General features: G+C 31.8%; 26 protein-coding genes. 4 read left to right on the top strand and 22 right to left on the bottom strand.

The features are described from left to right. Positions 1-72 precede the first annotated feature (72 nt). The 4 genes from F8153_RS08550 to F8153_RS08565 are packed head-to-tail and all read right to left on the bottom strand — an operon-like array spanning position 73 to position 2,657. Positions 73-609 (bottom strand): 2-oxoacid:acceptor oxidoreductase family protein, encoded by a 537-nt coding sequence (locus F8153_RS08550; protein ID WP_151865939.1) that lies wholly within the window; start codon positions 607-609, stop codon positions 73-75. Continuing rightward, positions 606-1,358 (bottom strand): thiamine pyrophosphate-dependent enzyme, encoded by a 753-nt coding sequence (locus F8153_RS08555; RefSeq protein ID WP_151865940.1) that lies wholly within the window; start codon positions 1,356-1,358, stop codon positions 606-608. The genes F8153_RS08550 and F8153_RS08555 overlap by 4 nt, the downstream gene beginning before the upstream one ends. A 2-nt stretch (positions 1,359-1,360) precedes the next feature. Further along, the gene (gene vorB / locus F8153_RS08560; protein ID WP_151865941.1) at positions 1,361-2,428 is read right to left on the bottom strand and encodes a 3-methyl-2-oxobutanoate dehydrogenase subunit VorB; all 1,068 of its coding nucleotides are present in this window, start codon (positions 2,426-2,428) and stop codon (positions 1,361-1,363) included. 25 nt (positions 2,429-2,453) lie between these two features. Next, positions 2,454-2,657, bottom strand: coding sequence for a 4Fe-4S dicluster domain-containing protein (locus F8153_RS08565; RefSeq protein ID WP_192929732.1), 204 nt, complete (start codon positions 2,655-2,657; stop codon positions 2,454-2,456). A 508-nt stretch (positions 2,658-3,165) separates the two neighbouring features. Between F8153_RS08565 and F8153_RS08570 the strand changes: the two genes are divergently transcribed. The 3 genes from F8153_RS08570 to F8153_RS08580 all read left to right on the top strand — a co-directional run bounded on the left by F8153_RS08570 (position 3,166) and on the right by F8153_RS08580 (position 4,940). Continuing rightward, positions 3,166-4,077, top strand: a complete 912-nt coding sequence (locus tag F8153_RS08570; RefSeq protein ID WP_151865943.1) for a LysR family transcriptional regulator — start codon at positions 3,166-3,168, stop codon at positions 4,075-4,077. A gap of 158 nt (positions 4,078-4,235) precedes the next feature. Further along, positions 4,236-4,523, top strand: coding sequence for a hypothetical protein (locus tag F8153_RS08575; RefSeq protein WP_151865944.1), 288 nt, complete (start codon positions 4,236-4,238; stop codon positions 4,521-4,523). 126 nt (positions 4,524-4,649) lie between these two features. Continuing rightward, on the top strand, positions 4,650-4,940 hold the full coding sequence (locus F8153_RS08580; protein ID WP_151865945.1) for a hypothetical protein: 291 nt from the start codon (positions 4,650-4,652) through the stop codon (positions 4,938-4,940). Positions 4,941-5,760: 820 nt separating this feature from the next. Here the strand turns inward: F8153_RS08580 and F8153_RS08585 are convergent. The 17 genes from F8153_RS08585 to F8153_RS08665 all read right to left on the bottom strand — a co-directional run bounded on the left by F8153_RS08585 (position 5,761) and on the right by F8153_RS08665 (position 22,006). Then, positions 5,761-6,402, bottom strand: coding sequence for a CYTH domain-containing protein (locus tag F8153_RS08585; protein ID WP_192929733.1), 642 nt, complete (start codon positions 6,400-6,402; stop codon positions 5,761-5,763). Positions 6,403-6,532: 130 nt separating this feature from the next. Then, positions 6,533-7,261, bottom strand: a complete 729-nt coding sequence (locus F8153_RS08590; RefSeq protein WP_151865947.1) for a nucleotidyltransferase family protein — start codon at positions 7,259-7,261, stop codon at positions 6,533-6,535. Positions 7,262-7,294: 33 nt separating this feature from the next. Then, positions 7,295-7,981 carry a hypothetical protein gene (locus tag F8153_RS08595; protein ID WP_151865948.1) on the bottom strand — a complete coding sequence of 229 codons (687 nt, stop codon included), beginning with the start codon at positions 7,979-7,981 and terminating at the stop codon, positions 7,295-7,297. 27 nt (positions 7,982-8,008) lie between these two features. Further along, a complete protein-coding gene (locus F8153_RS08600; RefSeq protein ID WP_192929734.1) occupies positions 8,009-8,494 on the bottom strand; it encodes a nucleoside-diphosphate kinase in 486 nt (161 codons plus the stop codon). Positions 8,495-8,541: 47 nt separating this feature from the next. After that, positions 8,542-10,452 (bottom strand): PEP/pyruvate-binding domain-containing protein, encoded by a 1,911-nt coding sequence (locus F8153_RS08605; protein ID WP_192929735.1) that lies wholly within the window; start codon positions 10,450-10,452, stop codon positions 8,542-8,544. 12 nt (positions 10,453-10,464) lie between these two features. After that, a complete protein-coding gene (locus tag F8153_RS08610) occupies positions 10,465-12,036 on the bottom strand; it encodes a B12-binding domain-containing radical SAM protein (protein ID WP_151865951.1) in 1,572 nt (523 codons plus the stop codon). Between the two features lie 18 nt (positions 12,037-12,054). Continuing rightward, positions 12,055-12,789 carry a ChbG/HpnK family deacetylase gene (locus F8153_RS08615; RefSeq protein ID WP_151865952.1) on the bottom strand — a complete coding sequence of 245 codons (735 nt, stop codon included), beginning with the start codon at positions 12,787-12,789 and terminating at the stop codon, positions 12,055-12,057. After that, positions 12,764-13,999 (bottom strand): glycosyltransferase, encoded by a 1,236-nt coding sequence (locus F8153_RS08620; protein ID WP_151865953.1) that lies wholly within the window; start codon positions 13,997-13,999, stop codon positions 12,764-12,766. The genes F8153_RS08615 and F8153_RS08620 overlap by 26 nt, the downstream gene beginning before the upstream one ends. A gap of 29 nt (positions 14,000-14,028) precedes the next feature. Beyond that, positions 14,029-14,991, bottom strand: a complete 963-nt coding sequence (locus F8153_RS08625) for a radical SAM protein (RefSeq protein WP_151865954.1) — start codon at positions 14,989-14,991, stop codon at positions 14,029-14,031. 38 nt (positions 14,992-15,029) lie between these two features. Next, positions 15,030-15,809 carry an MTAP family purine nucleoside phosphorylase gene (locus F8153_RS08630; protein WP_192929736.1) on the bottom strand — a complete coding sequence of 260 codons (780 nt, stop codon included), beginning with the start codon at positions 15,807-15,809 and terminating at the stop codon, positions 15,030-15,032. Positions 15,810-15,849: 40 nt separating this feature from the next. Continuing rightward, on the bottom strand, positions 15,850-16,644 hold the full coding sequence (locus F8153_RS08635) for an ABC transporter permease (protein ID WP_151865956.1): 795 nt from the start codon (positions 16,642-16,644) through the stop codon (positions 15,850-15,852). A gap of 1 nt (position 16,645) precedes the next feature. Next, a complete protein-coding gene (locus tag F8153_RS08640; RefSeq protein ID WP_151865957.1) occupies positions 16,646-17,431 on the bottom strand; it encodes an ABC transporter permease in 786 nt (261 codons plus the stop codon). Continuing rightward, positions 17,428-18,405 carry an ABC transporter ATP-binding protein gene (locus F8153_RS08645; protein WP_151865958.1) on the bottom strand — a complete coding sequence of 326 codons (978 nt, stop codon included), beginning with the start codon at positions 18,403-18,405 and terminating at the stop codon, positions 17,428-17,430. Before F8153_RS08645 ends, F8153_RS08640 begins: the two co-directional genes overlap by 4 nt. 15 nt (positions 18,406-18,420) lie before the next feature. Further along, the gene (locus tag F8153_RS08650) at positions 18,421-19,170 is read right to left on the bottom strand and encodes a CPBP family intramembrane glutamic endopeptidase (RefSeq protein ID WP_151865959.1); all 750 of its coding nucleotides are present in this window, start codon (positions 19,168-19,170) and stop codon (positions 18,421-18,423) included. A 3-nt stretch (positions 19,171-19,173) separates the two neighbouring features. After that, positions 19,174-19,443, bottom strand: a complete 270-nt coding sequence (locus tag F8153_RS08655; RefSeq protein ID WP_192929737.1) for a PqqD family protein — start codon at positions 19,441-19,443, stop codon at positions 19,174-19,176. Position 19,444: 1 nt separating this feature from the next. Next, positions 19,445-20,302: a hypothetical protein gene (locus F8153_RS08660; protein ID WP_151865961.1), complete on the bottom strand. Its 858-nt coding sequence runs from the start codon at positions 20,300-20,302 to the stop codon at positions 19,445-19,447. A 579-nt stretch (positions 20,303-20,881) separates the two neighbouring features. Continuing rightward, on the bottom strand, positions 20,882-22,006 hold the full coding sequence (locus F8153_RS08665; protein WP_151865962.1) for a polysaccharide deacetylase family protein: 1,125 nt from the start codon (positions 22,004-22,006) through the stop codon (positions 20,882-20,884). Positions 22,007-22,147: 141 nt separating this feature from the next. Between F8153_RS08665 and F8153_RS08670 the strand changes: the two genes are divergently transcribed. After that, positions 22,148-22,336, top strand: a complete 189-nt coding sequence (locus F8153_RS08670; protein ID WP_151865963.1) for a hypothetical protein — start codon at positions 22,148-22,150, stop codon at positions 22,334-22,336. A gap of 16 nt (positions 22,337-22,352) precedes the next feature. Here the strand turns inward: F8153_RS08670 and F8153_RS08675 are convergent, their stop codons facing one another. Next, positions 22,353-23,048 carry a 4Fe-4S double cluster binding domain-containing protein gene (locus tag F8153_RS08675; RefSeq protein WP_151865964.1) on the bottom strand — a complete coding sequence of 232 codons (696 nt, stop codon included), beginning with the start codon at positions 23,046-23,048 and terminating at the stop codon, positions 22,353-22,355. Positions 23,049-23,155: the final 107 nt, after the last annotated feature.

Genomic DNA, 23,155 nt, shown 5'->3' on the forward strand with positions numbered 1-23,155 from the left:
AGCACTCTCAATGGTCAAGTGCTAAAAAAGATGAAAAATAAAACCCCAAGGAAATTGGGGTTTTAGTATTATCTATTGATTTTTAAACTCAAGCCCCTTATTAATGGCGGTTAGGTTTACATCCATTAACTGTGGACGTTTAGCTGTAAGCTTTGTCATTGCCTTTTCTACCTTATTAAAATCGATTAACTTTAGATGGGGTATTAAAGCTCCAAGGCAAATCATATTGGCAATACTAGGGTTTCCTAGCTCATTGGCCATATCTGTGGCCGGTATTTCAATAACTGTGATATCATCCCTCTTGGATTCTAGCTTCGCTAGAGAGGAGTTTACAACCAGCACTCCGCCTGGCTTAACCCTTGGAGAAAACTTTTCATAGGCTGGTTTATTTAAAACAATTGCACAATCAGCATAATCAATAACATGAGAATAGATTTCCTCATCTGAAAGAATAACAGAACAGTTGGCTGTTCCACCACGCATCTCAGGTCCATAGGAGGGTATCCAGCAAAGCTCTAAATCTGAGCCCATTCCAGCATAGGCCATAACCTTACCCAAAAACATTACCCCTTGGCCTCCAAATCCGGCAATTATAACCTTATCCATCATAAGCTCTTTACCTCCTCTGTCACCTTTAATTCACCCATTTGATAAACAGGCATCATATTTTCACGCAGCCACTGTAAGCTGTCTACAGGAGAGATTCCCCAGTTGGTTGGACAGGTGGATAATACACTTACAAAGGCAAAGCCTAAACCTGCCATTTGTACTTGGAAAGCCTTTTTAATGGCCTTCTTGGCTTGATTAATATTCTTTGGTGAATCCACTGAAACGGCAGCTACATAAACTGCACCTTCTAGATTAGCAATCAGTCTTGGTAAATCTATTGGATATCCAGTGGTTGATACATCCTTCCCATAGGGGCTAGTTGTTGTCTTCATTCCCTCAAGGGTTGTTGGTGCCATTTGTCCACCGGTCATTCCAAAAATTGCATTGTTTACCATTATTGAAGTAATTTTTTCCCCTCTGGCAGCAGCATGGATAGCATGCTGAGTACCTATAGCAGCAATGTCTCCATCCCCTTGATAGGTGAAGACAATTCTATCTGGAAGGGATCTTTTTACACCGATTCCAACTGCTTGGGCTCTACCATGGGCAGCCCCTATAAAATCGCAGCTGAAAAAGTTTTGGCTAAAGCCCGCACATCCTACTGGGGAGATTCCTATAGTGTCCTCTATAATATCTAATTCTTCCATAACCTCTGCAATTAATCTCATAATGGTTCCGTGGGTACATCCAGGACAGAAGGAAAATGGAACATCTGTTAAGCCTTTACTTCTACCGAATATCTTTTCCATTACTACACCTCCCTAGCAGCTATGCCAAAGGTATTTTCAACATAGTCTAATATTTCATGTTCTGTAGGTAGCATACCACCTTGTCTTCTGTATAAATGAACAGGTACTTTACACTCAACTGATAGTTTAACATCTTCAATCATTTGACCAGTGTTTAGCTCTACTGTAACAATCCCTTTAACTTTATCTTTAAAGGGTAAAAAGGCTTTCTCAGGATAGGGCCATAAAGTAATAGGTCTAATGAGTCCAAGCTTAATTCCCTTCTTGCGTGCATTTAATACTGTACTCTTACAGATTCTTCCGGTAATTCCATAGCTAACAAGAAGGTATTCAGCATCTTCTGTATAGAATTCCTCCCAATGCTGCTCCTTTTCTTGTATATCCTTATATTTAGCTTCCCAAACCAGATTATTAGCCTCACCAATTTCATTGGTTAAGGAATAGCTGGCTAAAACTCTCTTTTCTCTTCCTCTAGCACCATCAACTACCCAGTCTCTATCCACTGCTGGTGCTTCTGGTCTTTCCTTTAAAACCACAGGCTCCATCGTTTGACCTAAGAAACCGTCAGTTAAAAGCAATACAGGATTTCTATATTTATCTGCTAAATCGAAGGCCATCATGGTATAATCATATAATTCCTGAGCCTTAGAAGGAGCTAAAACGATGGTTCTATAATCCCCATGGCCACCGCCCCTAGTTGATTGGAAATAATCGGATTGAGCAGGACCTAGTCCGCCTAGTCCTGGACCACACCTATTTACATTAACGATTACCATTGGTAGTCCTACAGCAGCACTATAGGAGATACCTTCTTGCTTTAAGCTTACTCCGGGGCTTGATGAAGCAGTCATAACCCTTGTTCCTGTACAGGCTGCTCCATAGCACATGTTTATAGCTCCTATTTCATCCTCTGCCTGAAGAACTGTACCTCCATGCTTAGGCATATGGGCTGATAGGTATTCCACCACTTCTGTAGAGGGTGTAATAGGATATCCAAAAAATACTTTACAGCCTGATCGAATGGCAGCTTCGCCAATTATTTCATTACCCTTCATTAGTACCTTTTCCATGTATTATATCACTCCCATCTATACTCTATTTGTAAACCTCTATCGCTACATCTGGACACACAGTTGCGCATAAGGCACAGCTAATGCACTTTTCTTGATCTGTACAGACAACTGTAAAGTATCCCTTTTGATTTGACTTATCTCCGATTGCTAGAATTTTCTTGGGACAAATATCAACACAAAGGTTACAGCTTTTGCAGTACTGGCTTAATATTTTTACCTTTTCCAATCTAATCCCTCCTTTAATTCTTGATCTTATTTCTAAAAATATTTTAAGAAATAAAATTTAATCCTAACTATAGGATACAGAATATTAGCTACATTGTGAAATATGAGAATTAAATATCAGTAATAAGTAAAAGTGATTACTGTTGATGGATATAGAATAAAATGTTATTATTATATTGATTCAGCAGAGCTGAATCATAAATGAAGAATGTAGAATTTAGAATGTAGAAAATTATAGATTGAAAATGGAGAAATGACAATTGAAAATTGAAAACTAAGATAAAAATAAGAATGGTTTTAGAATGCCTATTTTAACTAAAATATAGGTTTTATAATTAACTTTAACTCACCAATTTTTTATTTCATTTTACACTTTTAATTGTTACTTATCACTTATTATCTATTACTCATTACTAATTACTCATTACTCATTACTAATGATCTTTGTTATATTTCATTCTTCATTCTTAACTCATAATTCTTAATGATCTTACCGAAGGGGTGATTCCATGGATATCCGCCAGTTACAATACTTTATAGCAGTAGCAGAAAATTTAAGCTTTACTGAAGCATCAAAAGAATTATTTGTGGCTCAATCAGCCGTTAGTCAGCAAATTGCCGATTTAGAAAAAAAGATTGGAGCCAAGCTATTTATTAGAAATAAGAGGACTGTTAAACTCACCAATGCTGGACAGGTTCTTTTAAAGGAAGCTATTGGTCTTGTAAATAAAACTCAAGAGGCCTTGGAAAAAACAAGACAAGCAGATTTGGGTATTATTGGGAATTTAAAGATAGGATTTTTAGGCTATACCGAAAGGCATTTTCTCCCCCATTTGATTAGACAATTTAGAAGAAGTTACCCAAAGGTGGACCTACACCTAAATCAATTTAATCATGGCACTTTAATAGAGGCTTTAAAGGCAAAGGAATTAGACATAGGCTTTACCTTATCCTTTGGAATTGATAATATTGGAGATTTAGAGGGTAAAAGGATATTTACTGAAACCATTTCTGTTGCCATGCATCAAAAGCATCCCCTAGCAAATAAAGAAATTTTAAAACTTGAGGAGCTTGCCGATGAGCGTTTTATCGTGTTAAATAGATTGGAATCTCCCCAGGGCTTTAACAAAACCCTATTAATGTGTAGCAACAGTGGTTTCTCCCCCAATATCGTTAGGGAACCTAGGCTTATAAACACTGTACTTCTCTTAGTGGATGCCGGGATGGGAATCGCAATCGTTCCTAAAAGTCTAAAGCTATACTCCAGCCCCAGCCTTAGATTTATTGATATTGATGGGGAGCAGACGGAGGATCAGCTAGTGGCGGCATGGAACAAATCTAACGAAAATCCTTCTATTCCCTTATTTTTAAAGGAACTGGAAGGTATAAATGAAGAATATTTTCAAAGGTCCAGTATCTAACACTGGACCTTTATTATAAGCGTATATCATTTCATCATCTCTGATAAAACTCTTATCTCCCCTTCTATTGCATCCACCTCTCTTTTTTTCTGTAGCAATAATGAGTTTTTCATCCGATGTCGAATACTTGTAGTATCAACGACTTTGGAGGTAGTTACATGTCCGTAAATCTTATAAATATTAAAACTTATACAGATGGTAAAGCCGCTTTTTTAGTCGGTTCATTAAAACAAATGGGTTTACCACAAATTATTGATAATCATATGATTAGCGAGATGTTCAGCCAAGTTGATGCTAATTCTTTTGTTCGATTTGGTATTAAGGTTCAGAGCGTTAACTTTGACACCATTTCCAAGGTTCTGTGGGGTACTTATGAAGTAGATTGTGAAGAGGATGGTGTCATTCAAATTGGTTATGGTTATAGTAAGCAAAAACGTCAAGATTAGAAACAACTGAAAGTCTCACTGGGAGCTGCCAGTGGTACCTTCGTTAATGCGAAAGTTTTATCCATCAACATGGATGACAAGGCTTATAATAAAGAATAGCTAGATGATGTGGAGGATCTTCTGAAATTGTTGAAAATAAATCCAGATACGTTCTACTACATTGCAGATAGTAACTTGTTTTCACATGAAAATCTACTCAAGGCGAATACTAGAAATATTAATCTCATTACAAGAACTCCTTACAACACCAAAGCTACTAAAGTATTGATTGAAAAAGCCTGTAGAGACTTTAAAAACATGATACCTATAGAATCGAATGATAAAAAGTCTGCTCGATACAGTATTATGGAAGCTTCAGGTGACTATAAAGAAGTACCTTTAACGGTACTGCGTTTGCTATTCAGAAGACCTTTGTAAAAAGAATGAATAAAGCTTTTATAAGCAGGTGTCTTCTGAAAGCGATGCTCTTGATAAATTGATTAAACAGTATTCCAAACGAACCTGCACATCCCTTAAAGATGCTGAAATTGAAATTCAAAAAATAGTCTCTAAAGCACTGAAGAAGTTCAAATATCATAGTGTAAATGTTGATAACAAGAAGTCACAAAGCGGAAACCTGGTAGATCTTCTAATAAATCAGACTCTGATACTTTAGAGCTTTGCTATTACATGCAAATTTCCAGTCAAATGGACAATAAGGGGATAGAAAAAACCTTCTAAGTCAATCTATGTTTGTGTTTTGCAGCAATGATCTAATGCCAATGCTTGAACCATTTTCAAAGAATACAAGACTCAAGGTCAAGTTGAAAAGAAATCTCAACAGTTGAAATCGCCTCAACCACTCAACTAGTCAACTCCTTGTATTTGAATTTTTCAAAGCGAATCTATGCTTCGATGTACCTACTTCTGATAGATGTGATGGATTTGTCTATTGCTGAATATGTTGTTCGTCGTGAGATGGCAGAAAACGAAGAAGTGATCATTGGCCCAGGAAAGTTCAAAATGACTCGTCCTTCATTAGTTGCCATTTATTAATTCTTTTACAGTATCCAAACCATTGTTTATTACGCTGGGGCCCAGACTCAGCGAGATTTTACGCACGCTATTAATAATAGCATTAAGACGATTCTCTGATGCTTAGGCATACCAAAGGACATCTTTATACGTGGTGCCACTTATTTTTAAAAACCTAAGAAAAACCTTGAAAAAGTTATATCCACTTCAGCGGAATGTGAGTCTAAATTAATTTCACCCTTGTGCAATTAGTACCTCTTTTATTTTTAAAGACTTTAATAAACCTAGACCTTTTAGAATCAAAGCACTGTATTGGTTGAATCTCTAAAATAAAAAATAGCTCCTTTATCTTTTCATCAGTAACTATTGGCTGAGGAGTTTCCCATTCAACTTCAAAATCTTCATTATCAAGAAATTGATTCTCATCTAATAACAAGGGTTCCATACAGCTTACCACTTCAAAGGCAGTTCTTTGAGTAGATAGACTTCCTATAACATTTATACTGGTAATCTCTTTAAAATCTTCCAGCGGGGGAAATTGCTGAAGGTTTATAGTTTTGACATCGTTAAACCCTCCAGTTAATATATTATTAAAAGTACTAAAATCAAGGGGTATAGTTAATTCTTTTTTTATATGTAAGTAATCCTTTCCTACTGAAAACCTCTTGGTTTTCAATGTAAATTCAAACCTAACTCCTTCTACTTCCCTTACTCTAGCTGTAATTCCCTGATTTTCTAAATAGTAATCCTCTGTATCCAAATAATAATTAGTCTGCTTTATTGTTGAAATGACATCAAAATTTTCATAAAGATACTCCTTTAATCTTAAAAAATCGCTTTTACATAGTAAGTACTTTAACTCCATTTCAATTACTGGTTCTTTTATAGCTATCAACTCCTTTAAAGATTAGTAGTTATGTTAAATTCAAAATTATTTTATTATATGTCATATATATATTATCTTATAAACTTTACTGGCATATCTTTTGCTTTATTTAGATTGCAGAATTCATATGATCCTTATGTACTATTATCTCATGTTGTTTATACTTCACATATACATCAAAGTCTTTAGGAGTTCCGATATCAAAAAAAATATTTTCTACTTTATAAGCTAATACTTCGCCCTCAAGTATATATTTTTCTAAGACCTTATCCAATTGTGAGTAAATGGGCATAATTCTCAATACTTCTTTATTAAATAAGTATAAACCTCCGTCAATATACTCTTCTTCTGTTTCATTACCTTTAGGTATAAAATCTGTAACTTTATTTTCCTGATTAATTCTTAATCTTCCGAAACGCATATCTGGCCTATACTTTGTAGTTAATATTGTAACTTTAGAGTGAACTTTTATCATTTCATTAAGATTAATACTACAAAATACGTCTCCATACCCAACTAGTACTATATCAGTTTCAATAAGCTCACTTGCTTTTTTTAATGCTCCTCCTGTACCTAATTTATCGTTTCCCTCATTGCTATATATGATATTTATCCCCCTGTAATTGTAACCAAAATAATCAACAATCATATCACCTAGATAGCCTATAGCAAGTATTATTTTATTTATGCTGTCACCCATTTCATTAATTATTTCATCTAATTTATATCTCAAAAATGGTATCCCCTCGATTTTTACCATTGGCTTTGGTAGTCTGTTTTTTGTTATCTCCCTCAATCTTTTTCCTTCTCCGCCAACTAGTAAAATAACATCTATCATTTTTTCTCCTCTCCCCTTATTTCTAAATTCAAACTAACTACATCCCTTTGATGAATGATAATATTTAGTCAGTTCAGAGTGCAGCTGTTTATATTCTGCTATTAGAGTTTCTTTATCAAATGAATTCTGTTTAAATTTTAAGCTTAGTATTTTATCTTTTAACTCTTCCTTATTCATATTATCAGCCTCTATTGTTATAAATGTCTGACTTTTCATGATTGTTTGATATAAATCATAAAAATTTATTTGTGCATTTATTACGTCTTTATTAACCCAAAAATCACTTAGTTTTTTCTTGGTGTTTCTTCTTGAAACAGTATCATAGGTAATCTTTAGATAAACATAATAATCAACATGAAATGCATATGGATTCTTTTTAACTATATTTATAATGTCATCAAACAATCCATCCAATGTGTTATAACCTCTTTTCAAACAATATCCATAGGTTATGGCTATTACGGAAGGTAGTGCTCTATCAGCAAAAGATAGTTTAGTTAGTGAGCTTTTCTTTCCTAATTCTGCCCTTTTAATTTCTAAGTCTAAGATAAACTTTTCATTGATTCTAGCCTCTAGAAAATTTGTTGGAGGTGGTGGAAAATTTGATGCCATTTTACCAGTCTCAGGTACAACAAAAAATCCATCAGATTTCAACGATGATAATAATGTAGTTTTCCCCGCATTGCATACACCCTCAATTACACAAAACCCTTTATTCATATACACAAGCTCCTTTTGTATTGATTATTATCGGGTCCATCTTTGCAAAAATAAATCATATTCAAACAATTCATTTTCTTTGAAAAATACTTCAATCTCATAATTACTCTTATCAAGATTAGAACAGTGAAGCAAATTACGTGCAGGGTGCATGGATAAATCCCCCCTTATAGTACCTGATATGCCTACTTTTCCACAAACCTCATTTGCATTCTTATTGCCATTAATGCCCTCTACAACTAATACTATTACAGGACCTTCTGTATGATATCGCAACATTTCATCAAAATATGGTAAATCAAAACAGTTTGAATATAGATTACACATTATTTCTTCATTTAGATTTACCATCTTAATTCCAATTATTTTTAAACCTTTCTTTTCAATTCTTTTGATTATTTCTCCCACTAAATTTCTTTGAATAGCTTCAGTTCTTATTAAAAATAAAGCCCTGCTAACTTTATCCCGTTCATTCTCAATACTTAATCCTTGTTCAAAGACATCTATACTCATACTAACCTCCATAAATTAAATAATTCTCCAAATTCAAAATACCACCTTTAGAAGACTATAAATTCTCCATTATTAATCATAACTTCATCGCCATCATTTATTCTATCAAAAATGTCTTGGTCAATTATTGCAGGTTTACCCTTCTCTCTTAGAATAATTGATAGATGACATAGTAAAGATCCTCTTCGAAAAACAAAACCCTCAACATGCTCAATTAATGTAACAAGCGTTTCTTTTGGATATTCACAGACTAATATTGTATCTGTACGTTCATTAATTATTTTCTTTTTAATTTCTTTTATTTCATCACTTTTTTTCATTTCTGATAGTTTATGTCCCATTCTTATGCTTACTTCTTGTATATATTTATCGAATACGGATATGTCATTAAGAATTTTTACTTTCCCCTTTGCTATTCCACTTGATAATATATTGCTACTTAGATAAGTATTTCCAATCTTTGTTTTTTCAACTGTTAGGTCAAACAAATATATATCCTCTTTATTACCAATCCATTCTAGTCTAACCTCACCGTATTTTTTTTTTATAATAGCCGTCATATTTATAATCTTTTGTATTACTTCTTTAGAAATAGTTAAGGGGTTTTTCTCTATATCTCTTACTTGCCATTTCCCATCATTAGGATTGAGGAAGTATTCTTGTTCAAACTCTTCAATTGTTTCACTTATTATGCTTCCATTCAAATCTACAATATATTTTGTTGGATTAAAGCCTTCATATAATCCAGTGAAACCACCCTTAACAGTTTCAATATATATTTTTCCATCCAAATAAGTTGAGAAACCACAATATTCTGTTGAAATTGACTCACCTATCCTCAATACCTGGCTATCTTTATATTCTTTATTTATAATTTCTTTTAAATATTGTTTATCTATCAACATGTTTTTCTTTCCATCTACTACTTCGATTATATTGCTTCTCATGTAGAAAATAATATTATCAACATCATTATGATATTTATCATTACTGCTAAAGTAATAGATAAACCTTTGTAAATTAATATTGTTCTCTTTGCAATACTTTCTAACAGGTATTTTTTTTTCAAGCCATCTTGAGTGCATTGATGTACAGTTTTGTAGATTGAACTTTGTTACCATAGCATCTTCAGTTTCAAAGATATTTTTTTCCATAACTGCTGATAATGTTGTAATTGGTCTTACTTGTAAAAAATATAAAGTACCCATAGTGTATACCCATTCAACGTCTATGGGCTTTTCTCTCAATATCTCAATATCTAATAAGCTTTTAATTAATTCATCAAAAGGGTAATCTATGCTTTCTGAACAAATTTCTAATTTATTAAAAATTTTGCATTCACAAAAACCTGAGCCACTAACTACTTCTTTGCTACCATCTTTGGATACTTCTATAACTATTTCACGTTCATCCATGGTAACAGGATTAGCAGTAAAGGCTACCCCTCCAAATTCTGGTATTATTTGCTCTTGAACTATTAACGATATGGCATAATCTCTTCTTTTTCCTACAATTACATCTATCATGTCATTAAATGAAGATATCCAGCATAGCTTTATTGCGTCTATAAATTTATTAAACTGGTAGATATCTCCAATACTCTTATATAATCCAGCACAACTTGACAATTCATTATCTTCAATACTTGAAGAACTCCTTACTATAATTGGCTTTTTTAACTTTTCATAGGTATCATATAAAACATTTAAGACTTCTTCATTGAAATGACCATTATATATTTTTTCTCTAATTTCATCATATTGAAAAAGCTCATCTCTACTTTCTTCTATAGTAATATTATTGTTTATTACATAATCCTCATATAATTCTTTTGTAAGTACATACCCTTTTGGGACTGTATAACCCCTATTTATTAAGATATTAAGCCAATATGCCTTACCACCTAGATAGTTTTCATCGTAGTAAATACAGTCTCTTAAACTTCTAACAAAGCCCATCATCTTTTCCCCTTATCTAAAAATATTTTTAGTATTTGATTTTAAATTTAAAGATGTGTAGAAATCATTAATTTTATTAACTAACTGGTCATTTTCTCTATAATTATCAACTAAAGTATAGTACTTATCACGGATTTTTGAAAAATCTTCGATTCTACTATTCAACAACTCCTCGAAGGCGTCATAACACATCTTATCAAACTCAACCCTTAGGTTGTTGAAAAAATCATCATTTAGATTTAGTTTCAGTTCTAATTTCATTTTAGTAGGCATCCTTAATATTTCTCTAAAATCTAATATGTTATTAATTATCTTTAATAAATAAGAATATATTTGTCTTATTTCTTCATTTTTAAATTTTATACTTCCATCTTCATTAATTAAATCTTCTTTTTCAATCCTTCTTCTTATTGGTGTATTATAATAAGGAATTATTGATACAGTTAATTTTTTGGGTGTTACATTAAATTCCCTTAAGAACTTAACACTCTCCATCAATGTTTCTCTTGATGAATAAGGATTGAACATAATATATCCAATATTTAGCCTTAAAGTTGAATTAACATCACACTTAAAGCCTATTTCGTTGAGTTCCCTAAGTTTTTTTATAACGTCAGTTACACCAGCTACTCTTCCATAAATTTTTAACTCATCTTCATTTATAGATTCGATTCCAGTAAATATACCTCTAAGCCCAATTTTTCTTAATTCATCTATAGAATCAATGTGCAGGTTATCAGGTCTACACTGAATGAAAAAATTTAAGTTTTTTATTTCACTTCTCTTAATATATCTGGTAAATTTATCTATTTTTTCTCTCGCATCACTCAGCCTTCTAGGAACAAAATTGTCGTCTTCAAAAATAAACTTCCTAATTCTGAAGGTGTTATATAAATTCTGCATTTCTTCAACAATTGACTCTACTGATCTTTCTCTATAATTCTTCCCTTTTTGTAACTTAGAAAATGATTGTACAGAGCAGTAGCTACAGTTCATATAACAGCCTCTACTACCAATAATTTGTGCCGCAATCTCATCTCCAAATTTTTTATGTAATTGAAATAAAACATCTCTACTCATGAAAGGAAGATCATCTAAATTGTCAGTTCTTTCTGATGGTTCATTAATAATAATCTTCCCGTTCGAATCCTTGAAGGCTATACCTGGTAAATTTTTAGTTGTTTCTCTCTTTAATAGCCTATCTAAATACATTATAAAACTCTTTTCACTCTCACCAATAAATACTGCATCTACTATATCATGTAGGAATAGTTCAGGTCTTATAGAAGGCCCATGTCCACCAATAACAATAGTAGTTTTTCTATTAGACTGCTTATATTTTTCAAGAAAATTAACTATATCTTCTGTTTTAAAGCCCACAACTGAAATACCCAATACATCATGTTCTTCTAAAAGAACTTTATCATAAGCTATATCAACGCTATCGCCATCTATACAAGGATCATAAATGGAAACTTTGTATGAAGTGCTTTTCTTTATTACTGATGCTAAAATAGAAATACCCAATGGTTCAGATATTTTCTTAATATTAAACATTCCATTAACTAAGAGAACCTTTTTCACTAACCCAACCACCTCAAATTAAAACAACTCTTCGTATGTTATTTTTTTATAATTTTTTTTCATGAAAATTATGGCTTCTTTACTTTTTAAAATATTGTATTCTTTTTCTCTGCTCTCATTGTAGTTATCATTAATATTACTGGATGAGTACCCAATATGAGTCACTAATTCTAACACATTGCCTTCTATTTTTGGTAATTGCACCAACAAATTGTCTAGGGTAGCACCTTCATCATAAAAATCAAGAAAGCATCTATCAGTACACTTTATTCCATTTTTTCTTAAGGTTGCTGTCATTTCTTCGTTGATTGATCTTACAGCTAAGTTATATTTTTGAGCTAGTTTCACAACAACACTGAAAACTTGACTTAATTCATGTATATGGTTATGCGTATCTAAGTAGCTAATATTTACAATTGATTTTACTTTATCTATTTGAGATTCAAATTCTCTTTCAATTATTTCTTCTTTTATAGAATACTGAACCCTGCCGTCTTTTCTAAAAAACTTAGGAAAATTATAATTAACTAAATACTCTAAAGGATATTCACTGTACATGGGTTTACCAAGGGTCAGGTTTAAATGGACACCAAAAGCAATATTAGATTTTTTTAAGCTGCCTAGATTATTCAATATACCATTTGCTAATATTGATGTTCCAGTAATAATGCTATAAAAGACAGCCTCTTCAATTCCTTCATTTACCTCCCTTGATATTCCATAATCGTCAGCTGTTACTATAATTTTTTTCATTATGGGCTTCCCTCCTCGGGGTTTTATACTTAACAACCTCTTTAGTATAAAAGAACTTTAATATTTGATTTATTATGTATTTTAGAGGTCCTAGATTATAAAGAAATAAATATATCATTAGACTAAAGGATGAAATCAATAAATGCTTCCCTTTATACTCTTCAGTAGTAAGCTTATTAATAATAGATGTAGTAATTATACAATAAAGACCTATCATTAGTAGCAATATAGGATTATATATACATAACAAAGATAAAAAAAGAGGTGCACAAAGCCATATCATGTTCATAATAATCCTTTTGAAAATGAAGTACCAAAATAGTAAGGGTAATTCATTATTAAGACTAGATTTAACATATTTATATAATTCATAGAAGCTGTTTGCTGTATGAAACCAAACTGAATGCTGTTTAATTATTGAAGTTAAATCCGGTGGAGCTTCGTTAAATTCTAAAGTATTTATTGTATATATTTTCTCCTTGTTACTTTTAAGAAAAAAATATAAGGAAATATCTTCACAAAAAAAGTTTTCTGGAAATATACAATCTCCAACTTTATCTTTCCTTAAAAATAACCCTCTGCCAGCTATGATTCCGCCATTACCATATAAATCTTTCCACATATTAACAGAAAGTTCAAAAATTGTCTGATGATATGCGTATCCAAGTGAAAATAGATTATTATTTAAGTTGCTAAAAAAAGAAATCCTCTGCTGAAGGTAATTTACCTTGGAGTCTTTGAATTTTTCTGACACATGTAAGAATGTATCTTTTTGAGGTATAGAATCTGCATTATATATTCCTACTATGTTTGCTTCTTCCATTCTTAATTGGTTAAAAGCATAGTTAACCTGTTCAGCAGAACTCCCATATTCTTCAGGGTACATAAGTACCTGATATTCAAATATGGTAGTATTAGATTGTAAGTATTCCTCTAAAATATCATGGGTATGAGGTTTTACTTTTTCCTTGTTAGTTGTAGCAAAAACTATTTTTACTTTGTTATTATCATAGTTTATTCTTTCAAAGGCCTTTATACATTGTTTTATTCGAAGTTGCTCTTTATACACAGGAATAATGATTAAAAATTTATGTAGCTTTTCATAATCAACTTCCTTTTTCTTTAAAACTAAATAAACTTTATATAGTTTTAATAACTTAAATAATCCGAACAGTATTAATACGATTGTTAAAACCATTATAAAATTCATATTTAACCTCTTGTCATTAAATATATTTTCTAGCAAAATAGGTAATACACTTTATTACCATCAAGTAAGTTTCTCATTTGCTTGTTATACGAATGCCACCTACAATCATAAAGGTTGCATTCATCAACAACTATATTATTTATCTTTTCTTTATGTATTTGTGAGGCCCAAATTTGACTAAAAGTTTTTTCAAATACATTTCCTATCCTGTGTTTATCTGGCCTATTTACATAATAGCAACAAATATAAAGATCTCCATATGGATCAATTAGTGCATGAATTGGAGACATCCAACATTTTTCATTAATAATCGACTTCTCTAATCCAACAACAATAACCTCGCTATTGATTTGTTTTAGAAGCTGTGATAGTTCTTTTGCCTGCTGAACAGTTATTTCGCATTCTGAATTTCTTTCAGCTTTTATTGAGATTAAATTTAAATCTAAATATGTTAACTCTACGCATTGGCTAGGTATCATATCTATGTTACGATTAGAAACCAGCAGTTTACTAGAAACTTCAATTGTTGAACCATTACTTTTTTTTAGTTCAATCAACTTTTTTAATCCATCAAATACTTCATAAAAGGTGCTGTCATATAATGAAATTCTAATATAAGATGCATTGTTTATAATTAGATTGCTTATTTCATCATCTAATAATATTCCATTAGTCATAATCCCAAAAGCTAATTTTTTATCTTCTGTAATGTAGGTTATCATTTCTTTAATATATGGATGAAGCAAGGGTTCCCCACCACCACAAAATTCTATAGATTCAACTCCGTACTCTTTTAACTCTGTGATTAGTTTTTTAAATTTCTCAAAATCCATGTAAATAGGGTTATAATTATCAGATTGACATATACAGCCCTTGCAGTCCAAATTGCATCCATAAACAGGATATATTATTGCTGTTCTTGGTTTACATATACCACCATTGTATAATATTTTAGCTTCATTATAATAAGTTAAAATCCTTGAATATGCCATATACAGTACCTCTATCAATAATATTATATTTTTAGATATTAGTTAGTAATAATGTCATCTGCTTTAAGATAGCAGTCACAATATTCTCTATTTCTGATATTCGATAGTGCATTCCTAATGATATCTACTGTTTTATCAATATGTTTATTTACTTCTTCGCGACAATCTTTTCTTAAAACTAGATTCCCCTCAATACCTGCTCCATAATTAACGATTAAAGCAATAGTTGCATAGCACAGTCCTAATTCCCTCGCTAGAATTACCTCGGGTATATTAGTCATGCCAACTACATCTCCACCAAGAATACTATATGCTTTTACTTCAGCTGCAGTTTCAAACCTTGGTCCATCAACTCCTACATAGCAACCACTTTCTTTATAATCAACACCTATTTTTTCACAGGAATTAGCCAAGACTTGCCTTAAGCTATTACAGTAGGGGTACGTAAAGTCAACAAAAGCAAATTCATCTTTATTATAGACTGTGAAAATCCTATACTTTGTAAAATCCAAAAATTGATCTATTATAATATGGTCTCCTGGTTTATACTCAGGCCTTAAGCTACCTACAACTGATGTTGCCAATATTGAATTAACCTGCAACAGCTGCATTGCTTTCATTATTCTAAGATAATCAACAGAATGAGGTGGACATGCCCCTTTCCTTATATTTCTAACAAAGAAGTATATATCTATTCCATGAAAATCTCCAGATAAATATTTTATACTTTCTAAGTCAACTATTATTTCCTTTTCTATATATGAATCGCATATTCTATAAAACTCAAATCCCGTACTGCCAATAATACCTACTTTCACTAAAAACACTCCCCTTACTATTATAACAATAAAAATCTATCTAATATAATTCAAGAGTAGCCTTTCTTTTTGCTATATGCTCTGTAATTATAATGAACATATAACCCAAGGCTATATATACTATACCTACAAAAATTTCCTTAACTATCAAGCTGTATATAACTTGAGTACTACCTCCATTCATCAATAAATTTGCAGCTTTTATACTTCTTGTAATTGGTAAGCAATAGGATATTATTCTGATTGAATTAGGAAGAGTTTCGATTGGAAAGTTTGCTCCAGTTAGTGCTATTAAAATCATAGAAACTATATTGGCAATGAAGTTCATGCTACTCGTTACTAATCCAAAACTTCCAAGTAGTAATCCTAATCCAGCCACTGAAAACATTGCTACTAGTGCAATAATTATAAATATCGGAATACTAATGTTACTAAAACTAACATTAAATACAATTGAACCAATAATTAATCCAATAGCCACCGTGGATAGAGAATCTATGATATGAACAAAACCTCTTTGAAAAAATGTTAAGAATTTATTAAAGGGAGCGGCAATAATCATTTTTAATGTTCCTGCATACCTATCCATCACAAAAACATGACCAATACCAAAAATTGAATTATATATACACAGTAGAAATGAATTTCCAATTACCCAGGGTGTTAGATCATTTGTTTTAAAGCTATACTTTGCTAGTAAGCAAAAGAACAATAATTGAAAAATGGGATTTAAAACTTTTACAAAAAAATATGTTTTTGGTTCTATCCATCCAAATAATGCTTTAAAAGATAACCAAGATTGAACAAAAAATCTTTCTATACCTTCAAAACTCATATTAAACAACTCCTAACGTAGCCTTTATTCTTGTCTTATTATCAATTATCTTAAAAAGTATATTTGACAAAATGAAGTATATTATTGTAATCGTAGTTAAAATACCAAAGTATTTACAAAATATGTCATTGCCCTCTAAACCCTCAACTGATAATCGTAATAATTTTACAGCCCAGGTTGGAGATAGTATATAGCTTAATGGAATTGTCCACTTTGGTAATATCTCTATAGGAAATAATATGCCACATAATATAAAGACTGGATATTCAATACAATTCATTAATATTCTTGAGCTTCTTGATAAAGTAAAAACTGCAGCAAATAGCATAGAAATGCCCATAAAAGATGCAATTGTAATAATCATTGAAATACCAAAAGCCATAGGATCTTTAATATACATATCTCCTCCTAAAAATAACCTAACAAATGCAAATGATATAAAAAAAGGTAATAAACCTAACATTGTATTTCCTAAAATTTTGCCAAGGATTATAACTTTGAAGTTTGTTGGAGTATTATAAATTACCTGTAGAGTTCCCATATATCTTTCACGTTCTATATCGCCAGCTGATGAAAAACATATACAACTCCATAATGTTAATATCCCTGTGCCCAATACAGTATATGCAACAAAGTTGTCATGGCCTGAATTAATAAACATTTTGTATGTTATTAGCGAATAAATTATTGGTTGAATGAGTAAGCAAAACCTGAAAGTAGGTCTGGTTACTGCTTCTTTCATCTGTAGCTTAGCAGTAGAATATATTGTTTCTAATACAGTTATCATATACTACCTCCTACCAGTCTTACATAAGCATCTTCTAGTAAAGCTCCTCTTTCATTTACAGAGATAACTGTGTTGTTTTTTAGAACATTTAGTACATTTTGTGTTATATTATGAGTGTTTTTAAACTGTATTAGTATTAATTGCCATTGATCATTTTTTTTGACTGCTACAGTTTCTACCCCTTCTATTTTTTTAATCTCTTCAAGTTCTTTATCGTAAATACCTAATACATTTATTTCAAGTACTGAAGTTATTCTATTTTGCTTCTTCAAATTAACTGGGGTATCCAATGCTACAATCTTACCCTTGTTAATAATTGCAATTCTATCACATAGCTCATCAGCTTCATGCATATAATGTGTTGTTAGTAATATAGTTTTTCTTCTCAACGAAAGCTCTTTTATTATATCTCTTAGCTCTCTTGCTCCAATTGGATCCAATCCGATTGTCGGCTCATCTAAGTAAATTATCTCAGGATCATTTATTAATCCCCTAGCTATTTGTAATCTTTGAATCATCCCCTTTGAATAGGTTTCAACCTTTAAATCACCTTTTTCAGAAAGCCCTACTAGCTCTAGCAATTCGTCTATTCTTTTATCTCGTATATTTTTCCTAATCTTGTATAGATTTGAAAAATATACCAAATTATCTCTTCCTGATAATCTCCTATATACACCTAGCTCCCCGCCAAAAATAAAATTTATATGCTGCCTAATCATATTTTCTTCTCCAAATGTCTTATACCCTAATACCCTACTTTCACCTGAAGTAGGTGCTAGTAGTGTTGAAAGAATTTTAATCGTTGTTGTTTTCCCTGCCCCATTTGGCCCTAATAATCCAAAAATTTCACCTTTTTTAACCTCGAAAGAAATTCCCGCGAGTGCTTTAACTATAACTTTTTTTTTATTAAGCCATCCTTTAGTAGTCTCATAATCTCTATACAAATTTTCAACACAAATAACTGAATCCTTCATTATTGTCCTCCTTTATTAAATCTGATATTGGCTATTCTTAGTAAAGTGATAATGATAATAGTAGCTTTTAATTGAATGTAGTATATGTGGGGAATTATATGTCACATGAGCAATAATACATGGTAATATTGATTTAGATAAAATATAAAGGATTGAGTTAATCAAAGCAAATGTTATTTGCACAATATAGTCATACTTCTTAAAACCATTGTTCCACTTAACACCAAAGTGATTCAAAAAGAACAATACACAGCTTAAAAGAATAGAAATATACCAATATCCTTGAGTAGTATATCCAATAATAAAATTTCTAAAGAAAATCTCTTCACTTATTGCAGCACCCAATAACATGAAAACTTGAGTGTAATAATATACTCTAGAACTTTTTCTTGAGAATTCAATAATATCCATAGATAATGCAATACGCCAGTCTTTATACTTAGGGGCAATAAACGCTACTCCAATAAATAAACCTAAAGAACACCAGAAAAGCAAGTAATCACATTTAATATCTAGTTTAAAATCAGTTAATAAAGGTAGTAAATATGGTATAACATATAATGATCTTCTAATAACTGTAAAAAGTCCATAATTCTTTTCTGAATAAAATCTTTTGGCATTACCTACAAAAACTATAATCATTGTCCAAAAAAATAATAATACTACATATTTAATATCAACAAAGAACGCTAAAATAGAAAGAACTAGCACACTAAACCATAATAGGTTTTCATTCATTTTCATTACCGCACTATCAGTACTCATAATCTATACACATGCATTAATAATATTTTTGTCAGCTAATCCTTCAATGAAATCTAATATATCTTTTTCTATAGTCTCTTTATCAATCTCTTCATACTGAGACTGAATTAAGTTTATTAAATACTCCGTATTATTCTCTCCGTTAAGATTATTCCAAATTAATAATGCTAGTTCATTTAGTTCTAGGCAATGACTAGGACCAAACAAAATATTTCTATTATCTAATTTTCTTATCCTATAAAGAATATTTCTTTTATAAACATTTCGAACCATACTAAATACCTCCATCTTGTCCAATTTTTTGTATTATTTCGTTAGAGAAGTTAATTATCTTTTCAACGTTTAATCTAATATTGTTTCTTTCATCTAATTTTTCTTCATAATATAATTTAGCAAAGGTTTTATATTGCGTTTCTACTTCTTCATCATAAAGTCCTAAGTTCTTCAGCTTTAAGGGAATCCATTTATCTCTATCTAGTGACGTTTTTTTATTAAAAATGTATGCCTTCATTGTTTCTAACAAAATATTTCTTGCAACTACTAGAGCCACTTCATATTGATGATTTTGAATGTTACCTATTGCATCCTCGTAAAAAACATCAACGTTATTTACTGCTAACCTTACCATTAATTTAAAATAATTATCCCTTTTTAAAAAATTACTAATCTGATAAAACACCTCTTCATTATATACTGGAATTCCATTTAAAAACCTATGTATAAATGAAGTAAAGCTATTCAAATCAAACCCAACTGGTAAATTTAATAAATTAAATGTTCTTATGTTAGTATTAAAGTCACAATTATTTAACTGTTCAATTAAATCTAAAATCACTTGCTTTGAGTATATTTCAATATCTAGGCTTATACTACATAATCTTTTAAATTGAGTTTTAAGATATTCTTTGTCATAGTCCAGCTTTGATTTTTGAATTTTTTTTATGTCATTCGATAAAATAAAAACATCAATATCAGATAATTTATTGCCCATTCCATTGGAAAGCTTATTAATGCTACCTTCTATAAGCGAACCACCTAAAAAAATAATATCTTCTTCTTCATAATCGAGTTTTTCAAGTATATCCTTCTTGTTAAGAATAATATTTCTTTGCTTTATTTCAATAGAATCCATAGTTACCCCCCTGTTTGAAAAAGTACATATGAACAGATAATGAATTAACATTGTCTGTTCATATGCTGAAAATCCTAGCTTACTTTGGCATATCTGGCATTAATGCTGCCGGAAATTGGATTTCCTTTGCTTTAGGAGCTACATACTTTTTCATGTACTCACCTCCTTTGTAATAATTGAATTAATATTATGATAAATTACCAGTTGAAAATTAATTTTAAATAAATACCCTTAGTATGTATTCTTTAGTAAACCTTAAAAGCTAGAACAATAGGTGCAAAAATTTAAAAAGATGCACATAACAAAATTATTTCTATTCTTCTAGTTACTATAATAACATATATTGGATATTTTTTATAACAAACCGTTAGAGAAATTTCTGTATATTTCGACAATTTTTACTTATTTTTCATCTGTTATATGGTTTATGACTATCCTGCATAACCCCTAGAAGGCTCCACAAAACCACAAAATAAGGGAAGCCATTGGCTTCCCTTACTTACTCCCTATTACCTGCCTTAAACTATTCACTTGCTCTTTTATCTTTAATATATAATCTCTCATCTATAATCTTTAATCTTACTCTATCCTATACTCCCTAATCTCCCTATCACCAAGGTCCTCCCTTAGCTTGTCAGCATCCTTTTCAAGGATTGTTACCATGTCAGGGTTTCCATCACTAATATATCTAACTCTACTACCTTTATCAAAGGCCCCCATCCAATCATACATTCCAATTCCGTCAACCTTTGTTTCACTGGCCCTTACCCTTCTAATTTTTGATGGGGTAAAATTAGTATGAAAGGGAGAATTGTAGGGATCCCAACCAACCTCCAACACAGCCGCATGGTTATATTCTACATCTTCATACTTACCAGAGACCAAGTAGCCTAACCAATCAGGGTTTTTAGGTTTAGAGCCAAAGGGCAGTGCTAGGGTCTTGATTTCATAATCCGGTAGATAACCCTTTACAAACTTAATCAGTCTGCCCATTTCCTCCTGAATCTTTTCTGGTGTAGCATTTGTAAAGTTGATGTGGGTCATCGTGTGATTACCAATATCCATCCCAGAATCAACAATATATTTTAGCTTGTACTCAATGAGTTCCTTTTGTCCAAAGGGCACACCACCATTAATAAAGAAGGTGGCTTCCAAAGGGAAATCAGGATTTTTCTCATGGAAGTCTACCAATACCCCCACAGCACTATCAGGATCGATATACCACTCACCATTATCATCCTGCAGCATATTAAAGTTATTTTGATTTCCATCATCAAAGGTAAAAACCACAGGAGTGAAACCTGCTTCAGTGGTGATATTTCCAGTTGCATAATCATATAAACTTATGGGCCTGTACCCTCTATCATACAATTCCTGCAGGTCTCTTCTGAAATTATCTGGAGTTCTTGCCCATTCAGCCTCAGGTTCTCTAATATGATGATACATCAGAACCATAATTTCTCCTGCCTCATTGGGCTTCACGACATTTAAATCAATCTCTTCTACCCCAGGGTCTTCTTCTGGAAGCTCCTCTACAGGAGCCTCTATAGGATCTTTTTCTTCATTTATAGGTTCCGTAATCGGGTCTGCTATTTCTCCTGAATCCTTTGACTCTATTTCATCAGCGATCATTGGTTTGCTACAGCCCCCTAGTAGGGTAACTATAAGTATAGAAGTTATCAATATTTTTATAAATTTTTTCAAGTTTATTCCTCCAGTTGTAAAAATTATATAATGTTAATGCTGTAAGGTTTGACATTTATTGATTCAATTAAAGCCACAGCTTCAGGTAATAATATAACTAAGCCTAATTTTTTCATCCATCTAAAAGAAAGAGGTGATTTCATGTCTATAAGAAGAAGTCAATGGACCAATATCAATGGCAACCAAGTTGAAGCCAGTTCAAAAACCTTTAAAAAGGAAGATAGACACTTTCACCGGGAAGCAAAATCCCAAAAATCCCAGTTGGAAAGCAGTCACTGGGTAGGATTTAGAAAGGATGTAAAAAGGCCAATAAAGGATAAGTTAACCTAGGGTAGTTTACACTACCCTAGCCTTTTATTCTTACACCTTTAGGGCAAGCCTTAATGCAAATACCACAAACTGCGCCTCTACCAATATGCTGATAGGCTTTGTGCATATGCTGGCTACAAGCATGGGGATCCAATAGCTTTTCTCGATTCATACCAGCTTTCCACAGGCCGCCAACAAGGGCATTGGCAGGGCAAGCTTTAACACAGATATCACATTTACCACATAAGGATACAACTATTGGTGTATGATAATCAAATTCCATATTGGTTAAAACAGTACCTAACCGAATCCTTGGCCCAAATTCTTCAGTAACTAAAGAGGAATTTTTCCCTATCCAGCCTATTCCCGATCTAGTGGCTGCTGTTCTATGGGGAAATAAGCTTTGATATTTCCATCCATCTTTATTAATTGATTGGGATGCTGGAACGGCCATGGCTAGATAACCCCAATTTTCCAAAATATTGCTTGTCTTTAATGTGGTTTGATCTATAAAGGTATTAACCGTTCTATAATGATGAAAATAGGTGTGGGTTGGTCCTAAATTTATATCAATATCATCAATGATCTGTTGTGACAACCTTATTGCAACAGTGACGGCACTTTTTAAATGTTTATATCTTTCAGGTAAAAGATCCCCTACATAACTAAATCCAACTTTAGCTACTCCTTCTGCTACAAGAATATTCAGTAGCTTCTCTTGAAGCTCCTTCATCTAAGCATCCCTCCTCTAATCCATTATATCAAAAAAGCTTAGTGAAAGCATTATGTCACACTTTGGCAATATTTAAGTAGTATAGATAAATACTTCTAACATAGATT

It is taken from the genome of Alkaliphilus serpentinus (assembly GCF_009017255.1).
In the GTDB taxonomy this organism is placed as follows: domain Bacteria; phylum Bacillota; class Clostridia; order Peptostreptococcales; family Natronincolaceae; genus Alkaliphilus_D; species Alkaliphilus_D serpentinus.

Bases quoted from the DNA above. Each gene is read 5' to 3' on its own strand.
- F8153_RS08670 (WP_151865963.1), top strand. From the start codon at position 22,148: ATGTCTATAAGAAGAAGTCAATGGACCAATATCAATGGCAACCAAGTT.
- F8153_RS08600 (WP_192929734.1), bottom strand. From the start codon at position 8,494: ATGAGTATAGATGTCTTTGAACAAGGATTAAGTATTGAGAATGAACGG.
- F8153_RS08605 (WP_192929735.1), bottom strand. From the start codon at position 10,452: ATGGGCTTTGTTAGAAGTTTAAGAGACTGTATTTACTACGATGAAAAC.
- F8153_RS08660 (WP_151865961.1), bottom strand. From the start codon at position 20,302: ATGGATTCTATTGAAATAAAGCAAAGAAATATTATTCTTAACAAGAAG.
- F8153_RS08585 (WP_192929733.1), bottom strand. From the start codon at position 6,402: ATGGAGTTAAAGTACTTACTATGTAAAAGCGATTTTTTAAGATTAAAG.
- F8153_RS08550 (WP_151865939.1), bottom strand. From the start codon at position 609: ATGATGGATAAGGTTATAATTGCCGGATTTGGAGGCCAAGGGGTAATG.
- F8153_RS08575 (WP_151865944.1), top strand. From the start codon at position 4,236: ATGTCCGTAAATCTTATAAATATTAAAACTTATACAGATGGTAAAGCC.
- F8153_RS08555 (WP_151865940.1), bottom strand. From the start codon at position 1,358: ATGGAAAAGATATTCGGTAGAAGTAAAGGCTTAACAGATGTTCCATTT.
- F8153_RS08635 (WP_151865956.1), bottom strand. From the start codon at position 16,644: ATGAGTTTTGAAGGTATAGAAAGATTTTTTGTTCAATCTTGGTTATCT.
- F8153_RS08655 (WP_192929737.1), bottom strand. From the start codon at position 19,443: ATGGTTCGAAATGTTTATAAAAGAAATATTCTTTATAGGATAAGAAAA.
- F8153_RS08570 (WP_151865943.1), top strand. From the start codon at position 3,166: ATGGATATCCGCCAGTTACAATACTTTATAGCAGTAGCAGAAAATTTA.
- F8153_RS08625 (WP_151865954.1), bottom strand. From the start codon at position 14,991: ATGGCATATTCAAGGATTTTAACTTATTATAATGAAGCTAAAATATTA.
- F8153_RS08615 (WP_151865952.1), bottom strand. From the start codon at position 12,789: ATGAAAAAAATTATAGTAACAGCTGACGATTATGGAATATCAAGGGAG.
- F8153_RS08675 (WP_151865964.1), bottom strand. From the start codon at position 23,048: ATGAAGGAGCTTCAAGAGAAGCTACTGAATATTCTTGTAGCAGAAGGA.
- F8153_RS08590 (WP_151865947.1), bottom strand. From the start codon at position 7,261: ATGATAGATGTTATTTTACTAGTTGGCGGAGAAGGAAAAAGATTGAGG.
- vorB (WP_151865941.1), bottom strand. From the start codon at position 2,428: ATGGAAAAGGTACTAATGAAGGGTAATGAAATAATTGGCGAAGCTGCC.
- F8153_RS08595 (WP_151865948.1), bottom strand. From the start codon at position 7,981: ATGAATAAAGGGTTTTGTGTAATTGAGGGTGTATGCAATGCGGGGAAA.
- F8153_RS08645 (WP_151865958.1), bottom strand. From the start codon at position 18,405: ATGAAGGATTCAGTTATTTGTGTTGAAAATTTGTATAGAGATTATGAG.
- F8153_RS08640 (WP_151865957.1), bottom strand. From the start codon at position 17,431: ATGATAACTGTATTAGAAACAATATATTCTACTGCTAAGCTACAGATG.
- F8153_RS08620 (WP_151865953.1), bottom strand. From the start codon at position 13,999: ATGAATTTTATAATGGTTTTAACAATCGTATTAATACTGTTCGGATTA.
- F8153_RS08650 (WP_151865959.1), bottom strand. From the start codon at position 19,170: ATGAGTACTGATAGTGCGGTAATGAAAATGAATGAAAACCTATTATGG.